General features: G+C 38.0%; 28 protein-coding genes and 1 pseudogene. 14 read left to right on the forward strand and 15 right to left on the reverse strand.

All coding sequences use genetic code 11. The features are described from left to right. Positions 1–39: 39 nt before the first annotated feature. The 4 genes and pseudogenes from SCI76_RS25025 to SCI76_RS25040 all read left to right on the forward strand — a co-directional run. A complete protein-coding gene (locus tag SCI76_RS25025) occupies positions 40–303 on the forward strand; it encodes a hypothetical protein (RefSeq protein WP_080754501.1) in 264 nt (87 codons plus the stop codon). A 352-nt stretch (positions 304–655) separates the two neighbouring features. Further along, positions 656–1,321, forward strand: coding sequence for a B12-binding domain-containing protein (locus SCI76_RS25030; protein WP_048018977.1), 666 nt, complete (start codon positions 656–658; stop codon positions 1,319–1,321). Further along, positions 1,308–2,132, forward strand: coding sequence for an STAS domain-containing protein (locus SCI76_RS25035; RefSeq protein ID WP_029714452.1), 825 nt, complete (start codon positions 1,308–1,310; stop codon positions 2,130–2,132). The genes SCI76_RS25030 and SCI76_RS25035 overlap by 14 nt, the downstream gene beginning before the upstream one ends. Before the next feature lie 138 nt (positions 2,133–2,270). Continuing rightward, positions 2,271–2,651: pseudogene (locus tag SCI76_RS25040) on the forward strand (EamA family transporter); the annotation flags it as partial. A 113-nt stretch (positions 2,652–2,764) separates the two neighbouring features. On the opposite strand, the gene SCI76_RS25045 reads toward SCI76_RS25040, so the two are convergent. Beyond that, on the reverse strand, positions 2,765–3,679 hold the full coding sequence (locus SCI76_RS25045) for a LysR family transcriptional regulator (RefSeq protein WP_013083830.1): 915 nt from the start codon (positions 3,677–3,679) through the stop codon (positions 2,765–2,767). A gap of 409 nt (positions 3,680–4,088) precedes the next feature. Here SCI76_RS25045 and SCI76_RS25050 point away from each other — a divergent pair, with 409 nt between their 5' ends. After that, on the forward strand, positions 4,089–5,192 hold the full coding sequence (locus SCI76_RS25050; protein ID WP_063247311.1) for a citrate synthase/methylcitrate synthase: 1,104 nt from the start codon (positions 4,089–4,091) through the stop codon (positions 5,190–5,192). Between the two features lie 54 nt (positions 5,193–5,246). Here SCI76_RS25050 and SCI76_RS25055 read toward each other — a convergent pair whose 3' ends face one another. Then, positions 5,247–5,711 (reverse strand): DUF4306 domain-containing protein, encoded by a 465-nt coding sequence (locus SCI76_RS25055; RefSeq protein ID WP_223260182.1) that lies wholly within the window; start codon positions 5,709–5,711, stop codon positions 5,247–5,249. Positions 5,712–5,899: 188 nt separating this feature from the next. On the opposite strand from SCI76_RS25055, the gene SCI76_RS25060 reads away from it, so the two are divergent. Continuing rightward, entirely contained in the window at positions 5,900–6,784 is an 885-nt protein-coding gene (locus SCI76_RS25060; RefSeq protein WP_048018979.1) for a diacylglycerol kinase family protein, read from the forward strand. A 29-nt stretch (positions 6,785–6,813) separates the two neighbouring features. Here the strand turns inward: SCI76_RS25060 and SCI76_RS25065 are convergent, their stop codons facing one another. After that, positions 6,814–7,377: a YitT family protein gene (locus tag SCI76_RS25065; protein WP_047750539.1), complete on the reverse strand. Its 564-nt coding sequence runs from the start codon at positions 7,375–7,377 to the stop codon at positions 6,814–6,816. A 360-nt stretch (positions 7,378–7,737) separates the two neighbouring features. Between SCI76_RS25065 and SCI76_RS25070 the strand changes: the two genes are divergently transcribed. Both SCI76_RS25070 and SCI76_RS25075 read left to right on the forward strand, forming a co-directional pair. After that, positions 7,738–8,907 (forward strand): MFS transporter, encoded by a 1,170-nt coding sequence (locus tag SCI76_RS25070; RefSeq protein WP_033580596.1) that lies wholly within the window; start codon positions 7,738–7,740, stop codon positions 8,905–8,907. Positions 8,908–9,092: 185 nt separating this feature from the next. Beyond that, positions 9,093–9,539, forward strand: coding sequence for a GNAT family N-acetyltransferase (locus SCI76_RS25075; protein ID WP_048018980.1), 447 nt, complete (start codon positions 9,093–9,095; stop codon positions 9,537–9,539). A gap of 328 nt (positions 9,540–9,867) precedes the next feature. Here the strand turns inward: SCI76_RS25075 and SCI76_RS25080 are convergent, their stop codons facing one another. Both SCI76_RS25080 and SCI76_RS25085 read right to left on the reverse strand, forming a co-directional pair. Beyond that, on the reverse strand, positions 9,868–10,224 hold the full coding sequence (locus SCI76_RS25080; protein WP_033580598.1) for a hypothetical protein: 357 nt from the start codon (positions 10,222–10,224) through the stop codon (positions 9,868–9,870). Between the two features lie 66 nt (positions 10,225–10,290). Continuing rightward, a complete protein-coding gene (locus tag SCI76_RS25085) occupies positions 10,291–11,157 on the reverse strand; it encodes a YitT family protein (RefSeq protein ID WP_033580599.1) in 867 nt (288 codons plus the stop codon). A gap of 162 nt (positions 11,158–11,319) precedes the next feature. Here SCI76_RS25085 and cobT point away from each other — a divergent pair, with 162 nt between their 5' ends. Beyond that, entirely contained in the window at positions 11,320–12,357 is a 1,038-nt protein-coding gene (gene cobT, locus SCI76_RS25090) for a nicotinate-nucleotide--dimethylbenzimidazole phosphoribosyltransferase (protein WP_048018981.1), read from the forward strand. A gap of 74 nt (positions 12,358–12,431) precedes the next feature. Here the strand turns inward: cobT and SCI76_RS25095 are convergent, their stop codons facing one another. Beyond that, the gene (locus SCI76_RS25095; RefSeq protein ID WP_155017376.1) at positions 12,432–12,596 is read right to left on the reverse strand and encodes a hypothetical protein; all 165 of its coding nucleotides are present in this window, start codon (positions 12,594–12,596) and stop codon (positions 12,432–12,434) included. A 288-nt stretch (positions 12,597–12,884) separates the two neighbouring features. On the opposite strand from SCI76_RS25095, the gene SCI76_RS25100 reads away from it, so the two are divergent. Next, entirely contained in the window at positions 12,885–13,565 is a 681-nt protein-coding gene (locus SCI76_RS25100) for an FHA domain-containing protein (protein ID WP_048018982.1), read from the forward strand. A gap of 15 nt (positions 13,566–13,580) precedes the next feature. On the opposite strand, the gene SCI76_RS25105 is transcribed toward SCI76_RS25100, so the two are convergent. The 3 genes from SCI76_RS25105 to SCI76_RS25115 all read right to left on the reverse strand — a co-directional run bounded on the left by SCI76_RS25105 (position 13,581) and on the right by SCI76_RS25115 (position 15,394). Then, complete coding sequence (locus SCI76_RS25105) at positions 13,581–14,348, reverse strand: trans-aconitate 2-methyltransferase (RefSeq protein ID WP_028414366.1); 768 nt, start codon at positions 14,346–14,348, stop codon at positions 13,581–13,583. Between the two features lie 188 nt (positions 14,349–14,536). After that, positions 14,537–14,998: a DinB family protein gene (locus tag SCI76_RS25110; RefSeq protein WP_048018983.1), complete on the reverse strand. Its 462-nt coding sequence runs from the start codon at positions 14,996–14,998 to the stop codon at positions 14,537–14,539. Positions 14,999–15,118: 120 nt separating this feature from the next. Further along, positions 15,119–15,394 (reverse strand): AbrB/MazE/SpoVT family DNA-binding domain-containing protein, encoded by a 276-nt coding sequence (locus SCI76_RS25115; RefSeq protein WP_013057736.1) that lies wholly within the window; start codon positions 15,392–15,394, stop codon positions 15,119–15,121. Between the two features lie 419 nt (positions 15,395–15,813). Between SCI76_RS25115 and rpsN the strand changes: the two genes are divergently transcribed. Next, complete coding sequence (gene rpsN / locus SCI76_RS25120; protein ID WP_028414364.1) at positions 15,814–16,083, forward strand: 30S ribosomal protein S14; 270 nt, start codon at positions 15,814–15,816, stop codon at positions 16,081–16,083. A gap of 29 nt (positions 16,084–16,112) precedes the next feature. On the opposite strand, the gene SCI76_RS25125 is transcribed toward rpsN, so the two are convergent. Further along, positions 16,113–17,864, reverse strand: coding sequence for an SH3 domain-containing protein (locus tag SCI76_RS25125; protein WP_407544665.1), 1,752 nt, complete (start codon positions 17,862–17,864; stop codon positions 16,113–16,115). A 571-nt stretch (positions 17,865–18,435) separates the two neighbouring features. On the opposite strand from SCI76_RS25125, the gene SCI76_RS25130 reads away from it, so the two are divergent. Continuing rightward, complete coding sequence (locus SCI76_RS25130; protein ID WP_048018985.1) at positions 18,436–18,969, forward strand: GrpB family protein; 534 nt, start codon at positions 18,436–18,438, stop codon at positions 18,967–18,969. Between the two features lie 36 nt (positions 18,970–19,005). Here SCI76_RS25130 and SCI76_RS25135 read toward each other — a convergent pair whose 3' ends face one another. The 4 genes from SCI76_RS25135 to SCI76_RS25150 all read right to left on the reverse strand — a co-directional run bounded on the left by SCI76_RS25135 (position 19,006) and on the right by SCI76_RS25150 (position 21,384). Continuing rightward, on the reverse strand, positions 19,006–19,686 hold the full coding sequence (locus tag SCI76_RS25135; RefSeq protein ID WP_407544667.1) for a DUF4397 domain-containing protein: 681 nt from the start codon (positions 19,684–19,686) through the stop codon (positions 19,006–19,008). 115 nt (positions 19,687–19,801) lie between these two features. Continuing rightward, entirely contained in the window at positions 19,802–20,239 is a 438-nt protein-coding gene (locus SCI76_RS25140) for a hypothetical protein (RefSeq protein ID WP_033580605.1), read from the reverse strand. Positions 20,240–20,332: 93 nt separating this feature from the next. Continuing rightward, the gene (gene nfsA, locus SCI76_RS25145) at positions 20,333–21,070 is read right to left on the reverse strand and encodes an oxygen-insensitive NADPH nitroreductase (RefSeq protein ID WP_016764733.1); all 738 of its coding nucleotides are present in this window, start codon (positions 21,068–21,070) and stop codon (positions 20,333–20,335) included. 29 nt (positions 21,071–21,099) lie between these two features. Further along, positions 21,100–21,384 carry a putative quinol monooxygenase gene (locus SCI76_RS25150; RefSeq protein ID WP_013057729.1) on the reverse strand — a complete coding sequence of 95 codons (285 nt, stop codon included), beginning with the start codon at positions 21,382–21,384 and terminating at the stop codon, positions 21,100–21,102. Positions 21,385–21,588: 204 nt separating this feature from the next. Here SCI76_RS25150 and SCI76_RS25155 point away from each other — a divergent pair, with 204 nt between their 5' ends. Then, positions 21,589–21,903 carry a helix-turn-helix transcriptional regulator gene (locus SCI76_RS25155; protein ID WP_013083811.1) on the forward strand — a complete coding sequence of 105 codons (315 nt, stop codon included), beginning with the start codon at positions 21,589–21,591 and terminating at the stop codon, positions 21,901–21,903. 19 nt (positions 21,904–21,922) lie between these two features. Here SCI76_RS25155 and SCI76_RS25160 read toward each other — a convergent pair whose 3' ends face one another. Then, a complete protein-coding gene (locus tag SCI76_RS25160; protein ID WP_034270168.1) occupies positions 21,923–22,258 on the reverse strand; it encodes a CHY zinc finger protein in 336 nt (111 codons plus the stop codon). A gap of 177 nt (positions 22,259–22,435) precedes the next feature. Between SCI76_RS25160 and SCI76_RS25165 the strand changes: the two genes are divergently transcribed. Then, entirely contained in the window at positions 22,436–23,503 is a 1,068-nt protein-coding gene (locus SCI76_RS25165; protein WP_029714620.1) for an undecaprenyldiphospho-muramoylpentapeptide beta-N-acetylglucosaminyltransferase, read from the forward strand. The last annotated feature ends 55 nt before the right edge of the window (positions 23,504–23,558 follow it).

Below are 23,558 nucleotides of genomic sequence, written 5' to 3' on the forward strand. Positions count from 1 at the left end.
TTATAATAGTTTTGGGGGGCAAAGGGAGTGTGAACAAATGTGATAACTATCAATTTATTTAACGTTAGTTTCTTTGTGATGGCGCTAGTAGGCTTTATTCTCATTTTTTGTTTGCGTATAAAGTTCAAGCGACCACTGTCATTCTTTAAATGGTCTTTTTTGTTCGGAACGGTGCTGCTGTCGCTAAGCGTATACTTGTTTATGGCGACCAGCCAATATATTCATTTGATATGCAATACAATCGGCTCAGTTATGACAGCGCTCTATCTTATCAGTATTATAGTGGGAGCAGAAGAGTCATAAATACATATGTTTGAAAGTCTATTAAAAGTGGAAAATAAGTAGCGATGCTTAAAAGAGAAAGAAACGAACTTACATTCTGTGAGCCGAAATAATGAAAACTGGAAAAATACCTCGGTAAAAAATGCCGAGGTATTTTTCATAAATAAAAGGGAAAGGAGAATATTTAGAGAAATACTAGTCATACTTTACTGAGTGTAGTAAAATAAAAAGTTATTATTCTATTTTTAGGTTGTTGCTATTGGCAACATGTGTTAGTCTAAAAGTGGTATACATTTTAGGCGATCTTGAAAAAGAGAGACGAGAAGCTTTTATTCAAGTTTCTTAAAAGCTTGACGTTTACTGAGGTGAAACAATGAAATCTCAAGTACAAAAATTTGTAGGCTATTTATTAGCTGGTGATCAAGACAGCGCTTGGGAAGTTGTGCTGGAAGAAATCCAACAGGGAAAGAACAGCCTAGATATTTATGAAAATTTAATTACAACCGCAATGCGAGTAACTGGAGATATGTGGGAAGAAAATATCATTTCTGTAGCTGATGAGCATGTTGCAACTACGACGTGTGATTATGTGCTAACTCGCTATCGCTTTTATAAAAAAATTCAGGGACACGCTTCAGACACCGCTCCAAGGGCACTGCTTCTATGCTTGGAACAAGAACAGCACTTCATTGGTTTAAAGATGGTGGCTTTATTGTTTGAGGAACATGGTTGGAATACTCGCTTTTTAGGGGCCAATCTACCTCTGGAATACGCTGAGAAAATGGCTATAGAATGGAAGCCGCACATGGTAGGATTATCTGTCAGCATTCCTTATCATATTGAGAGGCTTGCTGAATATACCAAAACTTTGGACAAATTAGAACCAAGACCAACAGTAATGGTAGGAGGGCGCTTAGTTTCTCAAATTGATTTCCGTTCTTACTGTTCTGAGCATACACGCCTAATTCCGGATCTTTACCAACTAAATAACTGGTTAATCAGTTATCACAAAGGAGTGGAAGTTAATGTCGATGCTTGAATATGTTCCAATTCCTTACTTTCTAGTGGATACTGAATTTAATATTTTGGAATGGTCGCAACAATCAGGTCATTTATTTAAGCCTTCAGCTAATTTTTTAGATCTTGTAGATGTATTTAGTCAAGAAAAGGCGAGAAAGTTTTTAAGCTTGCGCCAAAAAGATTCTCGAGAATTGTCTGTAGACGAACCCCATGATGAGCAAACGCTTGTCCAAAGCCGAGGCCAGGCTATTCAGAAAGTAGAGCTTGTGATGCAAACCAATGATTCGCCGTATTCACTGTTTGAATGCTTAATTCAATGGGATAGTGATATAGGTCATTTAGTTTGTATTCGCCAAGATGAACGTATACAAGAGCTAACAAATCTTGTTCAAGACCATCGGAAACGATTAGCAGATACAGATTTTGAACTGCTTGAACAAAAAGAACGTCTCGAAAAATCATTACAAAAAATTAAGCAATTGTCCGCTTCTTTTATTAAATTATCCTCTAAAGTAGGGCTTATACCTCTTTTTGGAGACTTAGACACAGCTCTTGTAGCTGAAAATACGTCCATTTTGCAAAACTTTGCACATGAAGGAAATTACACCACACTTCTATTTGACTTTGGGGGCCTAGATATATTAACAACCGAAGGAATTCAAGCTTTTGCAGGCTTTATGCAGTCCTTCTATCTTATGGGGATCACATGCTATATTATTGGCATGAAACCGCACCATACGGCTGCTTTGAAAAATAGAACGTTTGGTGAACAAATTATTTATATGAATAACCTGAGTGAAATTATTGCTGTGAATAAAAATGTGAGTTAAAAGGGTGGAGGAGAAGAAAGAATAACTTTCTTCTCCTCTTTCTGTATACACTTCTCTTCTTATAATTAAACATCTATTAAAGAATCTTTTTATATTTCAGCTGAAAGAATGACGTTAAGACGTTGAAGCCCTGTGTCGTTTTTAATTAACGGTCTTCAAATGTTTTACGGGGGAATATTTCTACTCGTGCTATCTTTATGTACAGAGCAGATTCATGTTTCGACTATTATGCCTCGAAACGCAGTATGGTCTATTGTATATTTAATTTTTGTTGGTTCAATTGCTGGACACGGCTTATATTATTGGCTAATCGCCCAAACAAATCCGGTTTTTCCATCTACTTGGTTGTATGTATCTCCTTTAATCGCCGTGTTAATCGGCTATGTAGTCTTAAATGAAGCTATCACGCCTTCTATTATTGGCGGAGGTCTTCTTATTTTAATAGGAGTATTTATGGCCAATCGTGAAGCTTTGGGAGTATATTTTAAAAAAGGTGTGCTATTCAAAAAGCAGCTGTAAAACAAGTCTCCATTCGCTGACTTGTTTTTAGTTGATCGCAAGACAAAAAAGATTGAAGAAAGATATAAAAGATGACTAAAAGCCTCTTCCTAATGAAAGAAGAGGCTTTTTTGTTAAGAGTTTGCTGACATCGTATGAGACGGCAAAATGATGTCTTGGTCTACTAGGAAGGATAAAAGTTCTCGTGTAGCATATGACATATAGCGATCTTTTTTCAAAATGATGCCGAGCTCCCACATTGGAGTAGGTGCGGCAATTGGAATACTTTTAATAAAAGGATTATTGATTTTTGGAAACACGGACTTTGGTAAAATGGCAATACCTAATTCAGAAGCGACTAGTTCAATAATCAAATCCCATTGAGAACTTTCGTACGCTATTTTTGGATGAAAACCCGCTTGAATGCACTCATGAATAATGCGATCATGAAGAGAGAAATCTTTGCTGAACAGGACAAACGGCTCTTCTCTAAGCTCGCTCAAAGCAACGATTGATTTGGCTGCCAGCGGATGCTCATGATGAATGTATAAATTAAACTCTTCTTCAATAAACGGATAGACGTGAAAAAGAGGGTTTTGAATAGGCAATACGATAATACCAAGGTCTACTTGTTCGTTTTCTACAAGTTCGACAATTCGCTTTGCGCCAAGCTCCACAAGCTCCAATTTCACCTGAGGATGTTTTGATGTAAAGTTTTTTGCGATCATTGGAAAAACAACAGTCCCTACTAAAGGAGGAATCCCTACTTTAATATCTCCTGTAGGCAGATTTCGTAAATCATCTAACAGAGCATGCAGCTCGTGAAGAGTGGATACCAGCTTTTGGCTTTGCCCATATACAATCTGTCCTGCATCGGTTAATGTCAGCTTTCGAGTAGAGCGATCAAAAAGGTCTACGCCGAGTTCTTCTTCTAGTTTTTTTACAATTTTACTTAATGCTGGCTGAGACAAGTGAATTGCAGCTGCTGCTTTCGTGAAACTTTTTTGATTAACTACTTCCATGAAATGTTGCAGTTCTCGAATATCCATAAATTCTCCTCACTAGTATTCTTAGTTTTCATACTATTTATTCTATTTATCTATTTTACTTATGATTCAAATAAATGTAAACTCTTACATAAGGAAGTGAATAGTGATTCATCCAAAAATAGCACATCAAATTCCTCTAAATACGTTAGAAACCCGCATATTTGTAAGCGTTAACAAAAAAGTACCCTCGAAGAAAATCCTAAAAAAATATTTTTTTCTCCCGTAAAACAAAGCCGCGAGCGCAGAAATAACACGTGTTGAAATGTTCATTTTGTATACTGTTCTGACAATTAAGAAAGAGGAATAAAATGGTATAGTGCACCACTAAGGTGAGTCTATTCATTCTGCAAACGAGCCGTACATAAAAAAAAGGGCCGGTTTGTTAAAAATAATTGGGGGAGTGGTTGAGATGACATATGTTAAAGGACTAGAAGGAATCGTTGCAGCTGAAACAAAAGTAGGGCATGTTGATGGAGAGAAAGGTCAGCTGATTTATCGCGGATATTGGGCAAAAGATTTGGCGATCAATTATTCTTTTGAAGAAGTTTCTTATTTAATTTGGAACGGCACGCTGCCAAATCATGATGAGTTAAAAGCATTTAAACAAAAAATGGTGGCTCATCGTACGCTTCCGGCTAATATTGTTGCGTTAATGGACTGTTTGCCAAAAGATACAGAAGTGATGAGCGCGCTTCGCACGTGTATCTCAGCTTTAGGAGACCCTTCATACAGCTGGCCTCCGACAAAAGAGCAGGCGCTTGCCATTACAGCAGTCACACCTACTATTATTGCCTATTGGTATCGTAAAATGAATGATTTAGAAGTAGTAGAGCCTAACGAGCATTTGGATCATGTAGCAAACTATTTATACATGATTAACGGGGAAATTCCAGATCAAAGTTTGGTTACTGCGCTGAACGCATATTTTGTTTTGACAATTGAGCATGGAATGAACGCCTCAACCTTCTCATCACGCGTTATTTCATCTACCGAATCTGACATGGTTTCAGCTATTTGCGGAGCAATCGGCGCGATGAAAGGTCCGCTTCACGGAGGAGCTCCTTCTGGTGTTATTAACATGTTTGATGAAATTGGAAGTGAAGAGAATATTGAGCCTTGGGTTCGTAAAAAATTAGATAATAAAGAGAAAATCATGGGATTTGGTCATCGCGTTTATCGTACACATGACCCGAGAGCAGAAGCATTAAAAGAAGTATCGAAACAAATTTCAGGAGACAACGGGCTATTTGATTTAATTGTTAAAATTGAAGATAAAACAATTGAATTACTAAATGAATACAAGCCGGGAAGAGGCATTTATACCAACGTAGAATATTTCGCTGCAGCGGTTATGAAAGCGGTTGAGCTTCCGTCTGAACTATTCACTCCGACCTTCACAGCAAGCCGTGTGGTTGGTTGGACAGCTCATGTCGTAGAACAGTCAGAAAATAATCGTATTTACCGACCTCAGTCTGCTTATATTGGTTATACGCCAGTTGAGCAAAATCAATAATAAAACGGATTTCACATAAAAAACGTCGGTAGATCCGACGTTTTTTTCATATGGTTAAATATATTCTTTTTGAGAATAAAATCGCTTTAATAAATAGAATAATCCGACTGCTAGGCATAAACTTGCTGCAGCTAAGCTAGAGGTAATCATGGCGTGTTCACCTTCGGTAGGGGTATGTGAAAGTTTATAGCTGCTGTAGCATAAAAGAGCTGTGATACATAAACAGCAGGAGCTAATTAATCCATACCGCTTTTTGAAGCCAATAATAGATAGTAATACAATCAAATAAATCCCGCTCACCATCATCATAATTGGAAACTGAGGGTGGAATTTAATTGTATATAACAAATAATCGATGTGAGAATAGTGATGAACCGCCGAGGACTTTGTTAGCCCTCCGGTCAAACTAGCTGATAAAGGTCCTTCAAGCATCGAAGAGCCGTTATACCAAGTAGCGACTGAGGAAAGTAAAAAAACAAAACAACTTGCAAATAGCTGCGTCATGCATTTTATTGACACGTATAGAAAGCTCCTCTCAATAACCATCTTTTGTTAATACAAGTCCGAAAATTATTATAGCAGGTTTTGAAAGTAAAAAAAGCACTATTGGAATGGTTTCATAAAACGTTCATATTTCAAAAGGTTTGCTTTTTCAAAAGAAAGGGAAAAAAGGTGAAACGGAAGATATGAATAGAGGAGAGAGAAAGATGAAGGCAGCAGTGATTTTGAATCCAAACGCAGGAAACAAAAAATTAGTAAATGAAATTGACTTTATATGTGATCGGTTAAACACTGCATTTGAGACGGTTACGTTATATAAAACAGAGCAACCTGGAGATGGTGCCGATCTGGTAAGAAAATTGGAAGGCAAAGCGGATGTCATTATTGGAGCAGGAGGAGACGGGACGATTTATGAGTTGATCAACGCTCTTGCTCCGCTGAAGCAACGCCCTGTATTTGCTATTTTACCCGGAGGAACGTGCAACGACTTTTCGCGTGCAATCGGAATGAATCAAAATCCTTTAAAAGCAGTGGAGCAAATTATTGAAAAGCAGACGGAAGCAGTGGATGTTGGAAAACATGGCGAAGATTATTTTTTAAACTTTTGGGGAATCGGTCTCGTAGCTGATGTATCTGAAAATATTTTAGAAGAAAATAAAGAGAAATTTGGTAAGCTCTCTTACTACATGAGCGTAGGTAGAACGTTAAATCAAGCAGAGCCTTTTCAATTAAAAATGACGAGCGAAAAAGCTTCCTATGAAGGAGAAGCAGTTATGGTGTTAATTGGGAACGGTCCTTTTTTAGGAGGAACTCGCGCTATGCTAGGAAACAGCTCATTTCAAGACGGATTATTAGATGTATTCGTTATTAAAGAAATGGGAATCGAGCCGGTTATGGCATGGTTACAAACAACTCCTGATGAGGAACAGCTTGACCCTGAAAGCAACCTTATGCATTTTCGGACAAAAGAAGTCCATATTGAAACCACTCCTGAAAAAACGGTAGATTGTGATGGAGAAAAAGAAACGACAACACCTTCAACGATTACGGTTCTCCACAATCACATAAATATGATAGTAGGAAACAAATAAAAAAAACGCTGAAACTTCAAGCGTTTTTTTTATGAAGACAGCCATCGCGGAGAAGTGAAGAGCATAATCATTATGCTGCTCATCGTAATAACAAGCATGGAGTAGCAAAAAGCTGTAAATCCGATAATATGTAAGCCCACTATCATAATCGTACTGTCTAAGATAAAAATGGTTATTCCTATATTAATTTTCCATTTTTTCGATACAATAATAGCGATTAAATCCAGACCGTCCGAACTGATGCCGTAGCGAAGCATCAGTCCTATTCCCATTCCTACGAGTGTGCCTCCAAGCAATGAGCTAAAGAGCAAAGGAAGCTCCAGCGTGCCTTCGAGAATAGACAGCCATTCTGTCATAAAAAAAGAAACAAACAAACCTATACTTCCATAAAAAAAGTTTTGGCGATGACGAAAAAAAGCATATAAATAGACAGGTACGTTCAAAAAGAAAATGGACAGTCCGATAGGAGTTCCAAACACATAATATACGATAAGCCCAAATCCTATAAGTCCACCGTCTAGTAAGTGATACGGAGCAATAAACCCGTTTAGCCCTAGTCCAATTAATAAGCTGCCACAGCAAATCGAAACCACTCTCGAAAAAATATTCCTCACCCTATACGTTAAATTTTAATAGGAGTACTCGTCCATCTATGTATATGGCAAGCTTAGGTGATTTAGAAGTGGAGAAGACAAAAAAAGAAAATTATGTAAAAAGTATTGATTCTATAACTCTGATATTCTATAGTTAATCTAACTTCGTTTTCACGACAATTTCTTGATTTTTTACGATACTGTTTAACTGTTTGTATTTTTTAATATATAAAAAAGTTGTGTTCTGTAAAAAGCATACGATTGTAATAAGTCGATAAAAGCAAGCCGCTATATAAAGGGGTTGATTACGTGTAGGATTCTCTTTCTTTTCAGTCATACTAAAAAGAAAGAGGGATTGTCGTGAAAAATCGTTCCGTACTTTTTTTATGGTTTGGTCAAAGCCAAGCTAATTTAGCAGATGTATTATATATTGTTGCGTTAATCAGCATTCTTTACGCTCAAAATAGTTCTCCTGTGCTGCTTTCATGCATTCCGTTTACCATTACGGCTGCTAAGTTTTTGAGCAGTTTTACGGTGCCTTTTCTTATAGATCGCTACAGAGCTAAGCGTATTCTTGTGGTGTCTCAGCTGTTAAAAACCAGTGTTTTGTCTATGTTTTTCTTGTGGCATATGTCGCTTATCAGCATGCTGTGCTGCGTGGCGCTTATTGCTTTTTTCGATGGGTGGGCAGCTCCGGTTCAAAGCTCTATGCTTCCTCATTTAGTAGATAAAGAGAAGCTGTTAAAATGGAACAGTATGTTTAATGTCACGGATCAAACGATTCAAATTGCAGCCTATCCGCTTGGAAGCTTTCTGATTATTAGCTGGGATGCTACCGGCCTTTTATGGCTGTCATTTTCGTTATTTAGTTTGTCACTCGTATTCATGCAGGCCATTCGCATGAACGTTCATTCTTCTAAAACGAAGCAAAAACAAGGGTTAAAAGAGGGATGGAAGCTAATTTGGCATTATCCGCGCCTGCGGGTTTTATTAGTCATGGAGGTTTTAGAAGGGATGGCTGCCGGCGTTTGGGCATCAGCTATTGTCTACGTGTTTGTGAAAGAAATATTAAATAAAAATGAAGCTTGGTGGGGATATATTAACAGCAGTTTTTTTGTTGGAACGGTTCTTGGTGGTTTCGTTTTGCTGAAGATTTCAGTTGAGCAAGAGAGAAGTCTTTATCATATCGTAATACTAGGCAGTCTTTTTTCAGGTTTCTTTACATTATTGTTCGGAGTGATATCTGTGCCGTTTCTTTCCCTTTTACTTAGTTTTACTATTGGCATTGCCCTTCAAATAAGCGCTACGTGTTCTTACACGCTTACACAAACGGCCGTTCCTTTAGAAAAGCTTCCTAAGGTGCTTTCCGCTACGCTGAGCGTTTCATATGTGACGTTTGGACTTTCGGTGCTGCTGCTTGGCGCTGTTGCTTCGCTAAATGTGACGGCGGCGTTTCTAACGGCAGGAGGACTGATTGTAATCAGCGGCTGCGTAGGTTTATTCTTACGAAATTATGCGCTTGCTAACTAAAAAAGGTTGCTGCTTGCAACCTTTTTTAAAACAGCGTATTTTCTCTCCTCAACCATAAGCCGTATAAGGTTGTTTGCTTTAAATATCCCCTTGTGTAAAAGTAGGGAGCTTTTCACGAAAACGAAAGGAAAAAAAGTATAGCTATCGAATTATGTTAAGAGCGTTGAGCTAAAAGGAGTGATTAAATGGTTGTCATTCGACAGGCGGTTGAAACTGATCGAGAGCGACTGGCTACGTTAATGCAAGAATATATAGTGAAATTCTGCGAGCAGCCTGACCCTTCCCGGAAAGCTTTAACTTTACATATTAAGCGTCTATTGAATAATCCTTCCTACGGTATCCAGTTTGTTGCTGAATTGGAAGGGAAACTAGTAGGTTTTGCGACGGTGTACGTATCGTGGAGCACCCATTATTTTAAAGAAACAGGCGTCTTAAAAGATTTGTACGTATCTCCTTTAAACAGAGGAAATAAAATTGGTGAACGTTTGTTTAAGATTTGCCTTGCCTATTCTCAAAAGTATGAGTTTGCAGGAATGACCGCTGAGTGCAGCAGTGAAAATAAAGTTGTTCAAAACCTTTATCAAAAAATGAATGGTAAAGAAAATGCAGGGGTTCAATACCGTTTTTTTTAAGAGAAGTACAGCTTTTACTTTTAAGACTTCTACTAAATGGCAAAAATATGTTATAGTATGAAAAGTGAAATTGATGAAAATGTCGGTGGGCTATATGTTAGATGATGGTATGAATAGTAGGGGGAAGTTGGACTAGCTGTTTGAAAGGCGGCCATCCTATTTTTAGTATAGCCGCAAGGAAGGAGCAGGACCTTGAAAAAAAATCCAATCTTAAACGCGTGGAAAATAGTAACTGCGACGAGCGGTTTTTTACTTGCGCTGTTTATCTTTAAAGTCCGAAAAGGAAGATAACCATATAAAAAAAGCTCCTCGATTGAGGAGCTTTTTATTATTTAGTAATAGGAAACGTCAAGGGAGTCACTGTTGATAAAGAATCTCGGTAAGAATGATAGGTGAAATAATGACGTGTTGGACTATAAATAGTCATGTAAAGTAAATAATCATATTTCGTTTCCATATAGAAAAAAACGCCGTCTTCGTGGAGTGCATAGAAAGAGTACGAAATCCCGAGCAGCGTTTGCTTTTGTACGCTTGCGCTTGGATTTTCTTTAATCCATTCATACAGTTCAAAAACACTCACTCCTGGTGAAGATTGCAGCGTATGTACTTTGTCATATAACTTATCAGATACATCCGAAACCGACTGTTTTAATTGGTTAAATAAGTTGGACATTTGTTCTTTCATTGTGGTGATCTCCTTTACGGGTAGTCAGCTATTAGCATGCTCAGAGAAATTCACGCTTATGTATAGTTAGTGAATGGCTGATTTGAATTTGCCGCCCTGCGCTTCTTGGGTATCCATAATGGTTGTAAATGCCTGTGGATCAATTTCAGAAATAATGGTTTTAAGCTTGGTAATTTCTAAACGCGTCACAACTACGTATATGACTTCTTTTTCTGTACCTTCAAATCCGCCTTTACCATACAGTTTCGTCACGCCGCGGCCTAGACGATGCGTAATAGCGTCTGATAGCTCTTCATAGTGATTTGACACAATAAAAGCTGCTTTTGTTTCATCAAGCCCTTGAATGATCGCATCGATTGTCTTAGACGCAATATAGTACGTAAGGATCGAGTACATGGCCTGTTCCCAACCTAGCACGAACCCTGCCCAAGCGAAAATGAAGATATTTAAAAACATCACAAATTCACCCACAGAAAACGGGATTTTTTTTGTTAATAAAATACCTAAAATCTCAGTTCCATCTAACGCTCCACCGTGACGAATGACCGTTCCTACACCTGCTCCTAAAAGGAGCCCGCCAAATACGGTAGCAAGAAGCGGTTCAGATGTTACAGCTGGAACATGGTGCAATTGAGATTCTACAATGGATAAAGCAACAACTGCAAACATAGATGAAAAGCAGAAGCTACGACCAATTTGTTTGTATCCACTATATAAAAAAGGGAGATTAAAGATGATGATAAGTAGACTGAACGGCAATTTCGTTAAGTAAACTAAAATTAGAGAAATACCGATAATACCGCCGTCAATTACGGAATTTGGGACTAAAAATAATTCGATAGAAACGGCAGCCAAGGAAGCTCCAATTAACATCATAATGTAGCGATAAATGAGCCGACCTGCCTTTTCCTTTTTGTGCTGTTTCGTTGTCATAAAATCTTTCCTTTCAACATACTGCCTATACGCAACTCTTACTAGTATAACTAAGTCTTGGGAACTCTATCCAATTATCTACTTTAAAAAAGACTAGCCAGAATAAACAAAATCCTGTTAAATTAAACGGTAGACATTTGCTGAAACAAAGGAGCTGTACATATGATAAACGTTTATATTCCACCGCTTCAAACAAGCGCTGGCGAAAAAGCGGCACGCTATATTGATACATTAACCAAACCGATAGGAAGCCTTGGAAGGCTCGAAGAAATAGCAGTTGAATTAGCGGCCATGACCGGAGAAGCTTTTCCGACAGTCACGCCGCCAGGAGTCCTCGTTTTTGCAGGCGATCATGGAATTGTAAAAGAAGGAGTTTCAGCTTACCCTCAAGACGTAACGGCACAAATGGCGCTGAATTTTTTGCATGGAGGAGCAGCTATTAACGTGTTTAGTGGGCAAATAGATGCCCAGTTCAAACTGATTGACATCGGCATTGCTTCTGACCTTTCCCACAAGGACCTTGTACAACGCAAAGTGAAGCTGGGCACAGCAAGTTTTTATAAAGAAGACGCGATGACGCGCAGTGAGGCAGAATTGGCTGTTCAAGTCGGATATGAAGAAGCTGAAGAGCTTATTGCCCAAGGAATTAAATGTTTGATTGTGGGAGAAATGGGCATCGGAAACACTACGTCAAGCACGGCTATTTTAGCTGTATTGACAGGAGAAAAAGTCTCTAAGCTTGCAGGAATGGGCACAGGGATTTCTGACGAACAACTGCGCCACAAAGTGAAGGTAATTGAAGAAGCGCTGCAAAACAGGCACATCAACCCTCAGGATCCAATTGATATTATCAGTAAAATAGGGGGGCTTGAAATTGCAGGGATGACAGGTGCTATGCTGGCGGCAGCTGCTCACCGTATTCCTATTTTAGTAGATGGTTTTATTTGTACAGTCGCAGCTCTTCTGGCGACAGAAATAAATACACAAGCAAGAGACTATATGTTTGCTAGTCACGAATCTGTTGAACAAGGTCATGCGTGTGCAATGAAGCTCCTTGGCAAGAAACCGCTTCTCAACCTCAATCTTCGGTTAGGTGAAGGAAGTGGAGCTGCTGTTACATTTCCGCTGCTGCACTCGGCTTCGCTGATGATTGCTAATATGGCTACGTTTCAATCTGCGGGAGTGTCTGAGAAAGAATAAACTTAGAAAAAAATAAACCTAAAAAAGACATGGGAACAAAACCATGTCTTTTTTCTTTATTTTATAAAAAAATCTTATATTTTTAACATCATAAACCAATAAACGCTAAAGCTAGCACCTGTTAAAATAAATGATCCAATAATTAACAATACCAGTGCAACGCGTCGTTTAATCGCTTGAATTTCTCTATCTTTTGGCAAACGTCCCATTGGTCTTCCTCCATTATGTAAATATTTCACGTATTTTCCTATTTTACTCCGCTTTAAAAAGAGAGAACATATGTCAAAGTTACTAAAAAACAAATTATTTTACAAAAAAATTGTATCCACGTTACAGCAGGGCAAAGAATACGTATTTTTTCAGTTAGAAAAGGACTGCTCTAAAGGTTTACTTACATGGCAACAACCTTTATCATATAACTGACTATACTATGATGTTATCCAAAGTTGGAAGAAATCTCAATAAATGTGAGTGTTATAATTACATGATAAGAGTCAGAAAATTTTAAAAAAGAGTGTGAGCAAACAATGAACGGTATGTTGATTATTCGGAACGGTGCTCCTTTTTATGAAGGAGCTTCCGTGCCTATTCCAAAAGATAAAGCTTGTATTATCGGACGAAGCAGTGAAGAATGGGAGCCTTATCTGGCCTTTCAAAGTGCTTACATTTCACGCAAGCATTTTGAAGTAACGTACGAAAGCAATGCATTTTTCATTACAGACTTGTTTAGTAAACACGGGACAAAAGTAAACGGAGAAGAGTTACAGCCTGGAACCCCTCGTTTCTTGAAAGAGCAGGATGTCATTACCTTAGCAAATGAGGAGGCAGCTTTAGTATTTAGAAATGATGATATGGATGCAACCCTCGATTTAGGACCTTTGCTAAAACAAATAAATAAGCCATTTTACACATTAGATTCAATTTTGCAGAAAGTAAAAGTAAAAGAGGAAACGTATATTCTGTCAGATAAAGAATACGCGTGCTTAGCTTACCTTCTAGAATATAACAATCAATTTGTTTCAAAAGAAGCATTAAAAAAAAGCGTTTGGCCTGAACGAGTAGAGTCAAATGGAGAAATTCTGGTAGCAGCGGAAGAGCTGAATGCGCTGATTTACCGGGTTCGCAAAAAAATAGGAACATATTTAGAAATCGAAGTGATTCGGGGAAAAGGATATTGGCTGCACTTTAACGAAAATGGACGTGAATAGAATCACGTCCATTTTTTAATCTCGTTTTACAGCATGTACACGTATATGTTTAGCTTCTGCTAGCCAAGATCCGTTTTGAAATAGTTTGTCTTGCATTCGATTTTCTAAGCGCGTAATGAGGACATTTTTAGTTTCTGTCGTCACGTGAGCAAAAAGAGGGGCTGCATTTGTTTCGAGCCAATTACGCAAGCCGTTTTCCCCTTTTAACAAGAGGGGCCGGCTGTAGTGTATGGCCGTGGTGACTTGAAAATTCTGTGATTCCAAAAGAGAAGAATATTCAGCTACAGAAGGGAAGTACCATGGGAAATCTACATCGTTATAAGGGATATCAAACGTTTTAAATTGACGAATGATTTCTGTGAAAATTTCGTCCATGTTTCCTTTTCCCCAAAATTCTGCTACAAATCGGCCATTTGGTTTTAAAGCATTGTAAATATTTTTAATGACAAGGTGAGGGGGACGGATGTCGTGTAAAGTTGCATTGGAAAAAACTGCGTCAAATTGTTCGTAATAAGGAAGGTTAAGGGCGTTTAACTGTTCAAAGGATAGAGTCGGGTACTGATGACGAGCCTGTTCAATCATATTTTCAGAGCAATCGATGCCCGTTGCACGGACATGAAGCTTATTGAGCTGCGAAATAAATTCGCCAGTGCCACAGCCAATATCTAAAATATGTTCGCCAGCTTGAGGAGAAAGAAGGTTCATAGCACTTCCTCCAAATGAAGAAACAAACGGAAGATGATACACTTGAGCAATTTTTTGTTGATTAACAGTTTGACTCATGAAGTGATTCCTCCTTTGTAAAAGATGATAACGATCGTTTTATAAGAAGAAACAAGCTTTGAATAGTAGATATGAAGTTATTGATAGAATTATACCATATATCTTACTTATTATGCCGAAAACTCCAAAGAAAAAGCGCACCAAACTTCTAGCTTGGGCGCTTACAAGCACGAACTATTTTCTAACCATTAACCGAACTGAACAAATAGAGGAAGGTCTGTATGACCCATCTCACGTACGTAGACGTATAAATTTCCTTTATGATGAATTTCATGATCAATGGCCATTTGTAAAAGCTGTCTTCCGGCAAGCTTTCTTCCAAACGCTGCAGTTGCGTCGATAGTCTTGTTTAAATCATCTTCGCTAAGTGAGCGTAATACGTCTACTGTTTTTTCCGTATATTCAGCTGCAAGGTCCGATAATGACTTACCGCTAAAATCAGCTTTTTGACCAAGCGGAGATAAATCACCGGATTTTACCACTGATGCAAATGCATAAAAGGATGTTAAAATATGCGTAGATAAGTCAAAAGCGGACATAGATGTCGGGGCAGGCTTGTATTCGTAGTGACCTGCTTCAATTTTGTTGATTAATTCATTAGTTACGTTTCGATGTGCTAAAAAGTGATGAGTAATTTGTTCAACTGTCATGATAAAAGGCTCCTTTATTATGTATTCGCTTCTGAGTATATCATCTGAAAATCAGAAAGCGAAGAAAAAACTTTATCAAAAAGAAAAACAGCTGCATATGAGCAGCTGCTTTTCTTTTTATTAGAAATTACGTTGTTTTAACTCTTCAAGTAATAACTCCATACCTTCGCGGCTTAAAGTTAATTTGCCATCTGCGATTGTTACATTGTCAGAAGATACTTCGCCAGTAATCGCACAAGCACCGTTCGGCTCATATTTCTTTAAAATAATTCGATCTGTTTCGACAAAAATTTCAACAGGATCTTTTACATCTATTTCAAGAACACGTCTTAACTCTTTCGGAATTACGATACGACCTAAATCATCTACTTTTCTTACAATACCAGTCGATTTCATTTTTTAATCACCTTTACTTTTATATTTTATTGAGTACACAAAATATTATTTTTGGAATTTCTAAGATGATTATATACTAGATAACCGCTAAATTTGTCGAAGTTATTAATATGTAAATGAACTGTAATATTATTGAAATATTATCTGTAAATACAAATCCTCCTACAAAATGGAATATGTAGGGCTCTTTGTATGATATAGGAGATGAAGGAATTAATTACATTTGACATACAATTTTATTTATGTTTATACAGCAATCCGGGGGTAAGGGGAGGCTACATGTAAGCGCAGGAGTAAATAAGTTGAAAGAATAAAGAAAATATGATTAAATTTAAAAAGTAACCTTCTCAAAATAATTAAATCGTAATGATTACGTATTTCAAATAAAAAATTGATAAAGCGAAAGGATGACAAAGAGTTTGGCTAAAAAATCAAAAGTTGTAAAAGAACAAAAGCGCCAAGAGATAGTAGCGAAATATGCGCAATTGCGCCAAGAGTTGAAGGAAAAAGGAGATTACGAAGCGTTAAAAAAATTGCCTAGAGATTCTTCACCAACGCGCTTAAATAATCGCTGCCGCGTTACCGGTCGCCCTCGAGGCTATCTTAGAAAATTTGAAATGTCACGCATTGCTTTTAGGGAATTGGCCTACAAAGGACAAATCCCAGGTGTTAAAAAAGCAAGCTGGTAGTATAAAAGCCCTCATAATGAGGGCTTTTATTATTTATTAGCTGCAAAGTATCGAGCAATTCCTTGATAAATACCTGTAGATATTTGCTGCTGATACGCATTAGAAGAAACAATTTGCTCATCGTGAGCATTTGATAAAAAGCCTAATTCAAGAAGTACAGCACGCTGGTTGTTTTCTCGAGTAACATAATAATCTCCAAAACGAACCCCCATATCCTTCATAGAAGGCGCATTTTCAGCCATGCTTTCTTGAATATATTTTGCTAATTCTTTATCTTTGGATTCACTGTAATAAAATGACGCAATGCCGTTTGCAGAAGATGAAGTAGAAGCGTTATAGTGAATGCTGATAAACGCATCTGCATGCTTTGCTTCACTAACGTTCACACGTCCGCTCAGTGAAATAAAGGTATCGTTTGAACGCGTCATAAATACATTTGCTCCCGAATTAGCTAAGCGGCTTGCCACAAGTTTTGCGGTTGTTAACGCTAGTTTTTTCTCAATCGATGACTTGCCTGAAGTACCAGGATCATATCCGCCGTGTCCAGCGTCTACTACAATAATTTTATCTTTTAAAGCAGCAGATGGGGAAGGCAAACTAGCTGAAGTTGTAGAACCAGCCGCAGCTGTTAACCCTTTTGACACCCATGCTGTTTGACTTGCAGAGTACTGAATTTGCACCCAGTCATTCGTTTCGCCTACTTTTTTGAATCGTTCGCCCGCTTTTGCTACACGGATAATGCCCGCGCTTAAGCTCGGCTGACTGCGTAAATTTGAAGCTTTTGTAATTTGAATCGACTGGGCTGTTTGTGAAGACTGTCCGGAATCAGCTTGTAAATACTGACTTGCTACCCAGCCTGTTTGACCTGATGCTGTTTTAATCTGTGACCAGGATCCGCTCTCTTTTACCACCGTTACTTTGGAACCCCGGGATAAGTTCGTCACGATAGACGCGCTTGTGCTTGCAGAAGAGCGAACGTTTAATGAGCTAGCGTTAACAACAGCTGACTTGGATGTTGTAGAACCCGAGTTACTAGTCGGTGTAGAAGAACCGGAGCCTGCTTGTAGGTACTGACTCGCTACCCAGCCCGTTTGACCTGATGCTGTTTTAATCTGTGACCAGGATCCGCTTTCTTTTACCACCGTTACTTTTGAATTGCGCGGTAAGTTCGCCACGACCGATGCGCTTGTGCTCGCAGAAGAGCGAACATTTAATGAGCTAGCGTTAACAACAGCTGACTTGGATGTTGTAGAACCTGAGTTACTAGTCGGTGTAGAAGAACCGGAGCCTGCTTGTAAATACTGACTCGCTACCCAGCCTGTTTGATCCGCTGCGGTTTTAATCTGTGACCAAGATCCGCTTTCTTTTACCACCGTTACTTTGGAACCTCGGGATAAGTTCGTCACGATAGACGCGCTTGTGCTCGCAGAAGAGCGAACATTTAATGAACTGGCGTTAACAACGGCTGACTTGGATGTCGAATTTGCCGTAGACGTACTGTTTGTTTGTGTTTTGTTTATGTATTGAGATGAAATCCAAGCTTCTTTACCGTTATACGTAATTTTAGCCCATCCCTTGCTTTCATCTACTATATTAACGGTGTTTCCCTTCGTTACTTTTCCAACGATAGCGCCGCTTGTACTAGGCGTTGCACGTACATTTAACGATGTAGCAGTTACTTTGGCCGATTCAGCTGCATCTGCGTCAATCGAATGCAAAAGCAATGAAGAGCTTAAAAGAACAGAAGAAACGGCTGTGTACATGACATGTTTTTTATTCATTTTTTCCTCCTTGCAAATTACAAATTTCAACATAAGTTAATTAGTATACAAAGCATATATCGGCAAATAGCCTAAAATTTTGAGTTAAATCTACTATTATCTCATAATGCCGATATTATCCATCATACTATATGTCGAATTTCAATTGTATAATGAATTTGAACTATCTGCCATCCTTAACGATAAAATTTTACATTAATGTAAAATATAATTATATCAAAGGGGAAATGTAGGGATGTCAAGGGCATATAAAGGTCTTTAGCCCTTTGTTCACCGATGTTTTGAGGACATGTTTTATACTAGAAAAAATGTAAAATAGTATAAAGCAGCTGAATGTGAATATGATAGAGGAGAGATAGCAAATAAAAGAGTATCTATCTTTTGGAGGAGGAAACATCCACAATTATGAAACATTCAGAATAAAAATAACAAAAATATATAAAATAATATAAAGCCTGGCTATATCGATGGAAAAGCTCATAGCATAAACAAAAAGTAAATAGTTAGAAAATTCTTTCTTTTTATTTTAAAACATGGTACAGTATAAAAAAGTGAAAGGGTGGAAACTGATATGCGAAAGATTGTTCAGTATGAAACAAAGTGGTCGCTTTTGTATCAAATGGAAAAAGAAGCGTTACTTAATACACTAAAAGATTTTTCAGTAGACATCGAACATATTGGAAGCACGTCCGTTCCAGGGTTGGCAGGTTCACCAATCGTTGATATTTTAATCGGCGTCAAACGCGAAGAAGACATAAATGAAGTGCGCGCTATATTAAAAAATAAATCTCACGTATACGTAGCGGAAAAGGAGATGTTCGTCTTATTAAAAGAAGGCGTTCCAGCTTCACACTACCCTCCAATTATGACAGCTAAAAATGCCCGTAAGCTCATTCCACATGATGCTAGAAGAAGTCATGTGTACGTAACGGTCAGTGAATCACCTTACTGGAATGAACGAATTAATTTCAGGGAGCAGTTACGCTCGAGCGAACGTGCTAGAAAAAAATATGAAGGTATGAAATACGAGCTTTCAAAACGATTGTGGAACGATATTTCTACCTATGAGTACAAAAAAGAAGAATTCATTCAGCGCAGTCTATAAAAAAACGTCATTTCAATTGAAATGACGTTTTTTTAATTAATTATCTTGTAAAACAATGGTCTCAAGCTTATCAGCAGTATTTGCTGCGAGAACCGTATAGTTTTTACCGCTTTGAAGATTTGTTCCAGGAAGATTTAGTATTTCTTTTCCGTCTGCTGTGGAAACAGATAAATCATACGAACCCGGATTTACTACTTGATAACCTGAAATGCTTTTAAAAGACAGATCTTTAAATAAAGGAGCAGCCCCTTTAGGACCTACGTTTACCGCAGGAGCATCAGGAGATAAATGAGCAACACGTAAGCTTGCTTTTCCATCCATCCCTTGCTTATTATTCGTGAAAGCCTGCAGTTCAAGATTTTCGGCTTTATTTACAGCGGCTACTGTATACGATTTTCCACCGTCTACAACAAGGGTAGCTTCGATGATGGAATCTTTTGTTCCTTTTGTCTTCGCTTCGTATACTTCTACTTTATGAGAACCAGCTGACAAAGGCAGGGAGTTGGAGACATCTTTAAACTTTGCTCCTTCTACTAAAGCTTTGTCATCCACAAAAATGTCTACAGCTGGAGCATCCGGTGAAGCATGAACGATACGAACTTCTGCATTTTGAGCTGGTCGCTCATCTGCAGCAGGAGGTGTTTCAGCGGCAAATACTAACATGCGGCTAAGTGCCAAGAAGGCAATCACTGCTACCATTACGAATAGTCGTTTCATCAAGTATCACTCCTTTTTTAGTATACACAGCTTTATGTAAAGAGAAGGACTGTGCAGTTGTTAGCGTATACTAAATAAAATCAACTATTCGTTTGTTTGTTAACTTTTAACGTGTTTACTGAGATTTCTGACGGAAAAATCGAAGAATAGCCAAAATATTGTACAAGGTTGTTAAGAGCCACGTCAATAAGAAGCCTAGGCCAAGTCCGATATTGGCATCTATATACGTATGCGTGAAGTCATCATATACGACGTAGGCAAGAGGAGCAATTGACAGTAAAAGGAGAAGAAAAAACAAAAGTGTTTTCCATCTGCTTAAAGTGAAGGTTAGATAAAAGAAAAGGAAAGCGGAAAACAATAGAAGACCGTCTCGAATAGCCCAAGGTAAAACGCCGATATGTGGATTAGCGAGAAGAAAGGTTGGAACAATTGAAAGGAGGAAAAGGAGAGACAGCAAAGTCACATGAAGGGTGTTCTTTTTTGTAAAAGCCGGCACCAATAAAAACGCTGCCGTTGCACCTAAAAGAAAATTACAAATTAAAATAAACTCCATCCAAACACCTCATTTATCGAGTATTACTTTTAGTCTATTCAAGACGCTGTTAAAGTAGATAAAAAAAGCTGCGATGAACATCGCAGCTTTTGATCATTCGAATTTAAATCCTTGTTTTTCAAGCATCGCTCGAACTTCTGGATAATAAATGGTTTTGTAAATAGCGGATACAGTTTGTGACCAGTTGCGGTCATCTGCACCGTTTGTTCTCTTTTTCATATACTCTGCCATTTCAGCATCATAGTCTTGAATCAATGACTTTAAGTCATGATTATAGCTTTCACGATGGTGCACAGCAGCTTGTGGCAATCGAGGCTTTTTCGCAGAATGATCTGCCGGATGTCCAACGACAAGACCGCTTACTGGGAATACGTATTCCGGTAAATCTAGGAGCTCAATGACTTCTAGTGGCTTTCTGCGAATTCCGCCGATTGGTACTGTACCTAAACCGAGTGACTCTGCTGCAACTGTTGCTGCTTCTAAAGAAATTCCAGCATCGGTTGCCCCCACTAAAATTGACTCAAGTCCATCGGTTACGCCAAGAGGCGCATCGTTAAGCTCAGCTGCAATCTTAGCGCGATTAAAATCTGCACAAAAGATTAAAAATAGAGGAGCTTGGTCAATCCACGCTTGGTTGCCTGCAAGCTCTGAAAGCTTTTTCTTCTTTTCTTTATCTTGGACGCTAATAATAGTTACTTGCTGTCCGTTAATAGAAGAAGCGGCTGACTGAGCAGATTGAATAATTGTATCTAAATGCTCGTCGCTTACTGCTTCGTCTGTATATTGACGGATAGAACGATGATCTTGAATTGTACGAATTGCTTCATTCATGATGCGTCATCCTTTCAAAGAAGTTATTTTTAGCCTTGTAATGTTTTTACATCTAAAGGTGCTACAAGTACGCCAGTTTGAGCAAATGCTACAAAACTTTGGAAATGAGCTGATTTATTGTGTGCTTGAATTGCTTCTTCGCTTTTCCACTCTTCAATCATCATAAATGTGTTAGGTGTAAAAGCATCTTCAAATAGTTGATAGTTGCTGTTTCCTTCTTCTTGTAAAGAATGCTTAATTAGTTCTTGTACGTTTTCTAAAAATTCTTCTCTTTTTGCTGGGTTAACTTTCATTGAAGCTTGTAAATGAATCATGGGTGATTCCTCCTTTAATAATGATGGTGCTTTATATTATTTGTTTTGTTTTTAATCTTTCATTCAATTTACGATTAAAATGAAGATAAGTTCGAATATCATCGAACAATGAAACTATAACACCGATTAAATAACAGTGCAAGGAATTTAGTTCGAAAGTTATCGAACATTGATACACAAAAGAAGCTGTGTTATATTTTAAGCATGAGAAAACCTTATCAACCACCGAAATCTGAAATTAAATTAACGCCTATTTTACATGCATTGAGTGATCCTAACCGGCTGCGAATTGTACAGTGTTTAGCGACAAGAAAGGAGCAGACCTGTTCGTATTATCAAAAATTAAATGTATCAAAATCAACGCTATCACATCATATTAAAGTACTTCGCGAAGCTGGAATTATTAAACTACGTATAGAAGGTACGCAGCACTATTATTCCTTGCGTTTAGAAGAACTTGAGGAACTGTTCCCAGGTCTGCTTCCTTCCATTATCAATATAGATGAGCAATTATTTTAAAAGCTGAACGATGTTTTGTTCAGCTTTTTTGTTCAAAATAAATGTGTCCATGCAGGCTGCATCCAGGATTAAAAGAAGAACGACAGTGAGGGCAAGTCGAGTTACAGGTTAAGTATTCATTAATTGAGAGCTCATGTTTACATACTCCGCAAAGAATAGCTTTTTCATTAAACATAGATTTTGGCCATCTTTTAATGTCGTGATCCGCATGTGCGTTATGACATTGATAGCATGGATAATATGTATGACAGCAATAAAATTTTATTGCAATAATATCTTTATCCGTATGATAGTGCGTACAGCGCGTTTCGGAATCCACTGTGTCACCTTTTACTGCAGGTACAGATTTGTTCATTATCATCACTCCTTATGAAAAGTATAGCATGCTTTTATACGCCTTATCATACATATGTAAAAAGAAAAATGCTATAATAAAACCATCGTTTTACATGTCAGATTGCATGCTAAAAAGATCAGATAAAAATTGATGTCAAAACAGATCGATTAAGTGAAGTAAAGAGAGGAAGAAAAAATGAGTAAGCAAGTTATCGTTTTTACCGGAGGCGGAACAGCTGGACACGTAACACCAAACATTGCCATCATGAAAGAATTAGACAGTGAAAAATGGGATATCCATTATGTCGGTTCTCACAATGGTATTGAGAAAGAATTAATTACAAAATTAAACGTTCCATATCATGCGATTTCAAGCGGGAAGCTGCGTCGATACGTAGATATGGAAAATGTAAAAGATGTATTTCGAGTAGCAAAAGGGGTTGGCGATGCACGTCGCGTGCTGAAAAAGTTAAAGCCTTCTCTTGTTTTTTCAAAAGGGGGTTTCGTCACAGTTCCTGTGGTAATGGCTGCTAAATCTTTAAACATTCCCGTGTTCATTCATGAAAGTGATTTAACACCGGGACTGGCAAATAAAATTGCGCAGAAATTTGCCACTAAAATTTTCACTTCTTTTGATGAAGCCGCAAACTACTTTCCAAAAGAAAAAGTGCAGGTTGTTGGTTCACCTATTCGAAAAGAGCTATTTAGCGGAAGCGCAGCGAACGGGGAAAGCTGGCTACGCTTTTATGATAAGCGCCCCATTTTAACGATTATGGGCGGAAGTTTAGGAGCACGCCGTATTAATGAAATCGTTCGAGAGTCTTTGCCTGAACTGCAAAAGAAATTCCAAATTGTACACCTTTGCGGAAAAGGCAATATTGATACAAGCCTTGAAAAAGAGTCGGGATACCGTCAGTTAGAATACGTAAACGAACAGCTTCCTGATGTTCTAGCGGCAACTGATTATGTGATTACACGCGGCGGATCCAATGCCATTTTTGAGTTTTTAGCTCTTCATAAACCGATGATGATTATTCCTTTATCAAAAGCACAGAGTCGCGGAGATCAAATTTTAAATGCACAATCCTTTAAGAAAAAAGGCTACTGTATGGTTGTAGAAGAAGAGCAGTTAACAAAAGAACTGTTTTTGCGTGAAGTAAATGAGCTTCAGCAGCAGGCAAGTACGATGAAGCGTACAATGCGTGAAGCAACAAAAACGGATGCCATTTCAATTCTTGTAAATGAAATTGAGAAAATGAGCTAAAAAAAGCGTTCTTATCTCCTCGATAAGAACGCTTTTTTCTTCTGAAATTATTATT

The organism is Priestia sp. HNGD-A6 (genome assembly GCF_045784335.1).
Taxonomy (GTDB): Bacteria; Bacillota; Bacilli; order Bacillales; family Bacillaceae_H; genus Priestia; species Priestia zanthoxyli.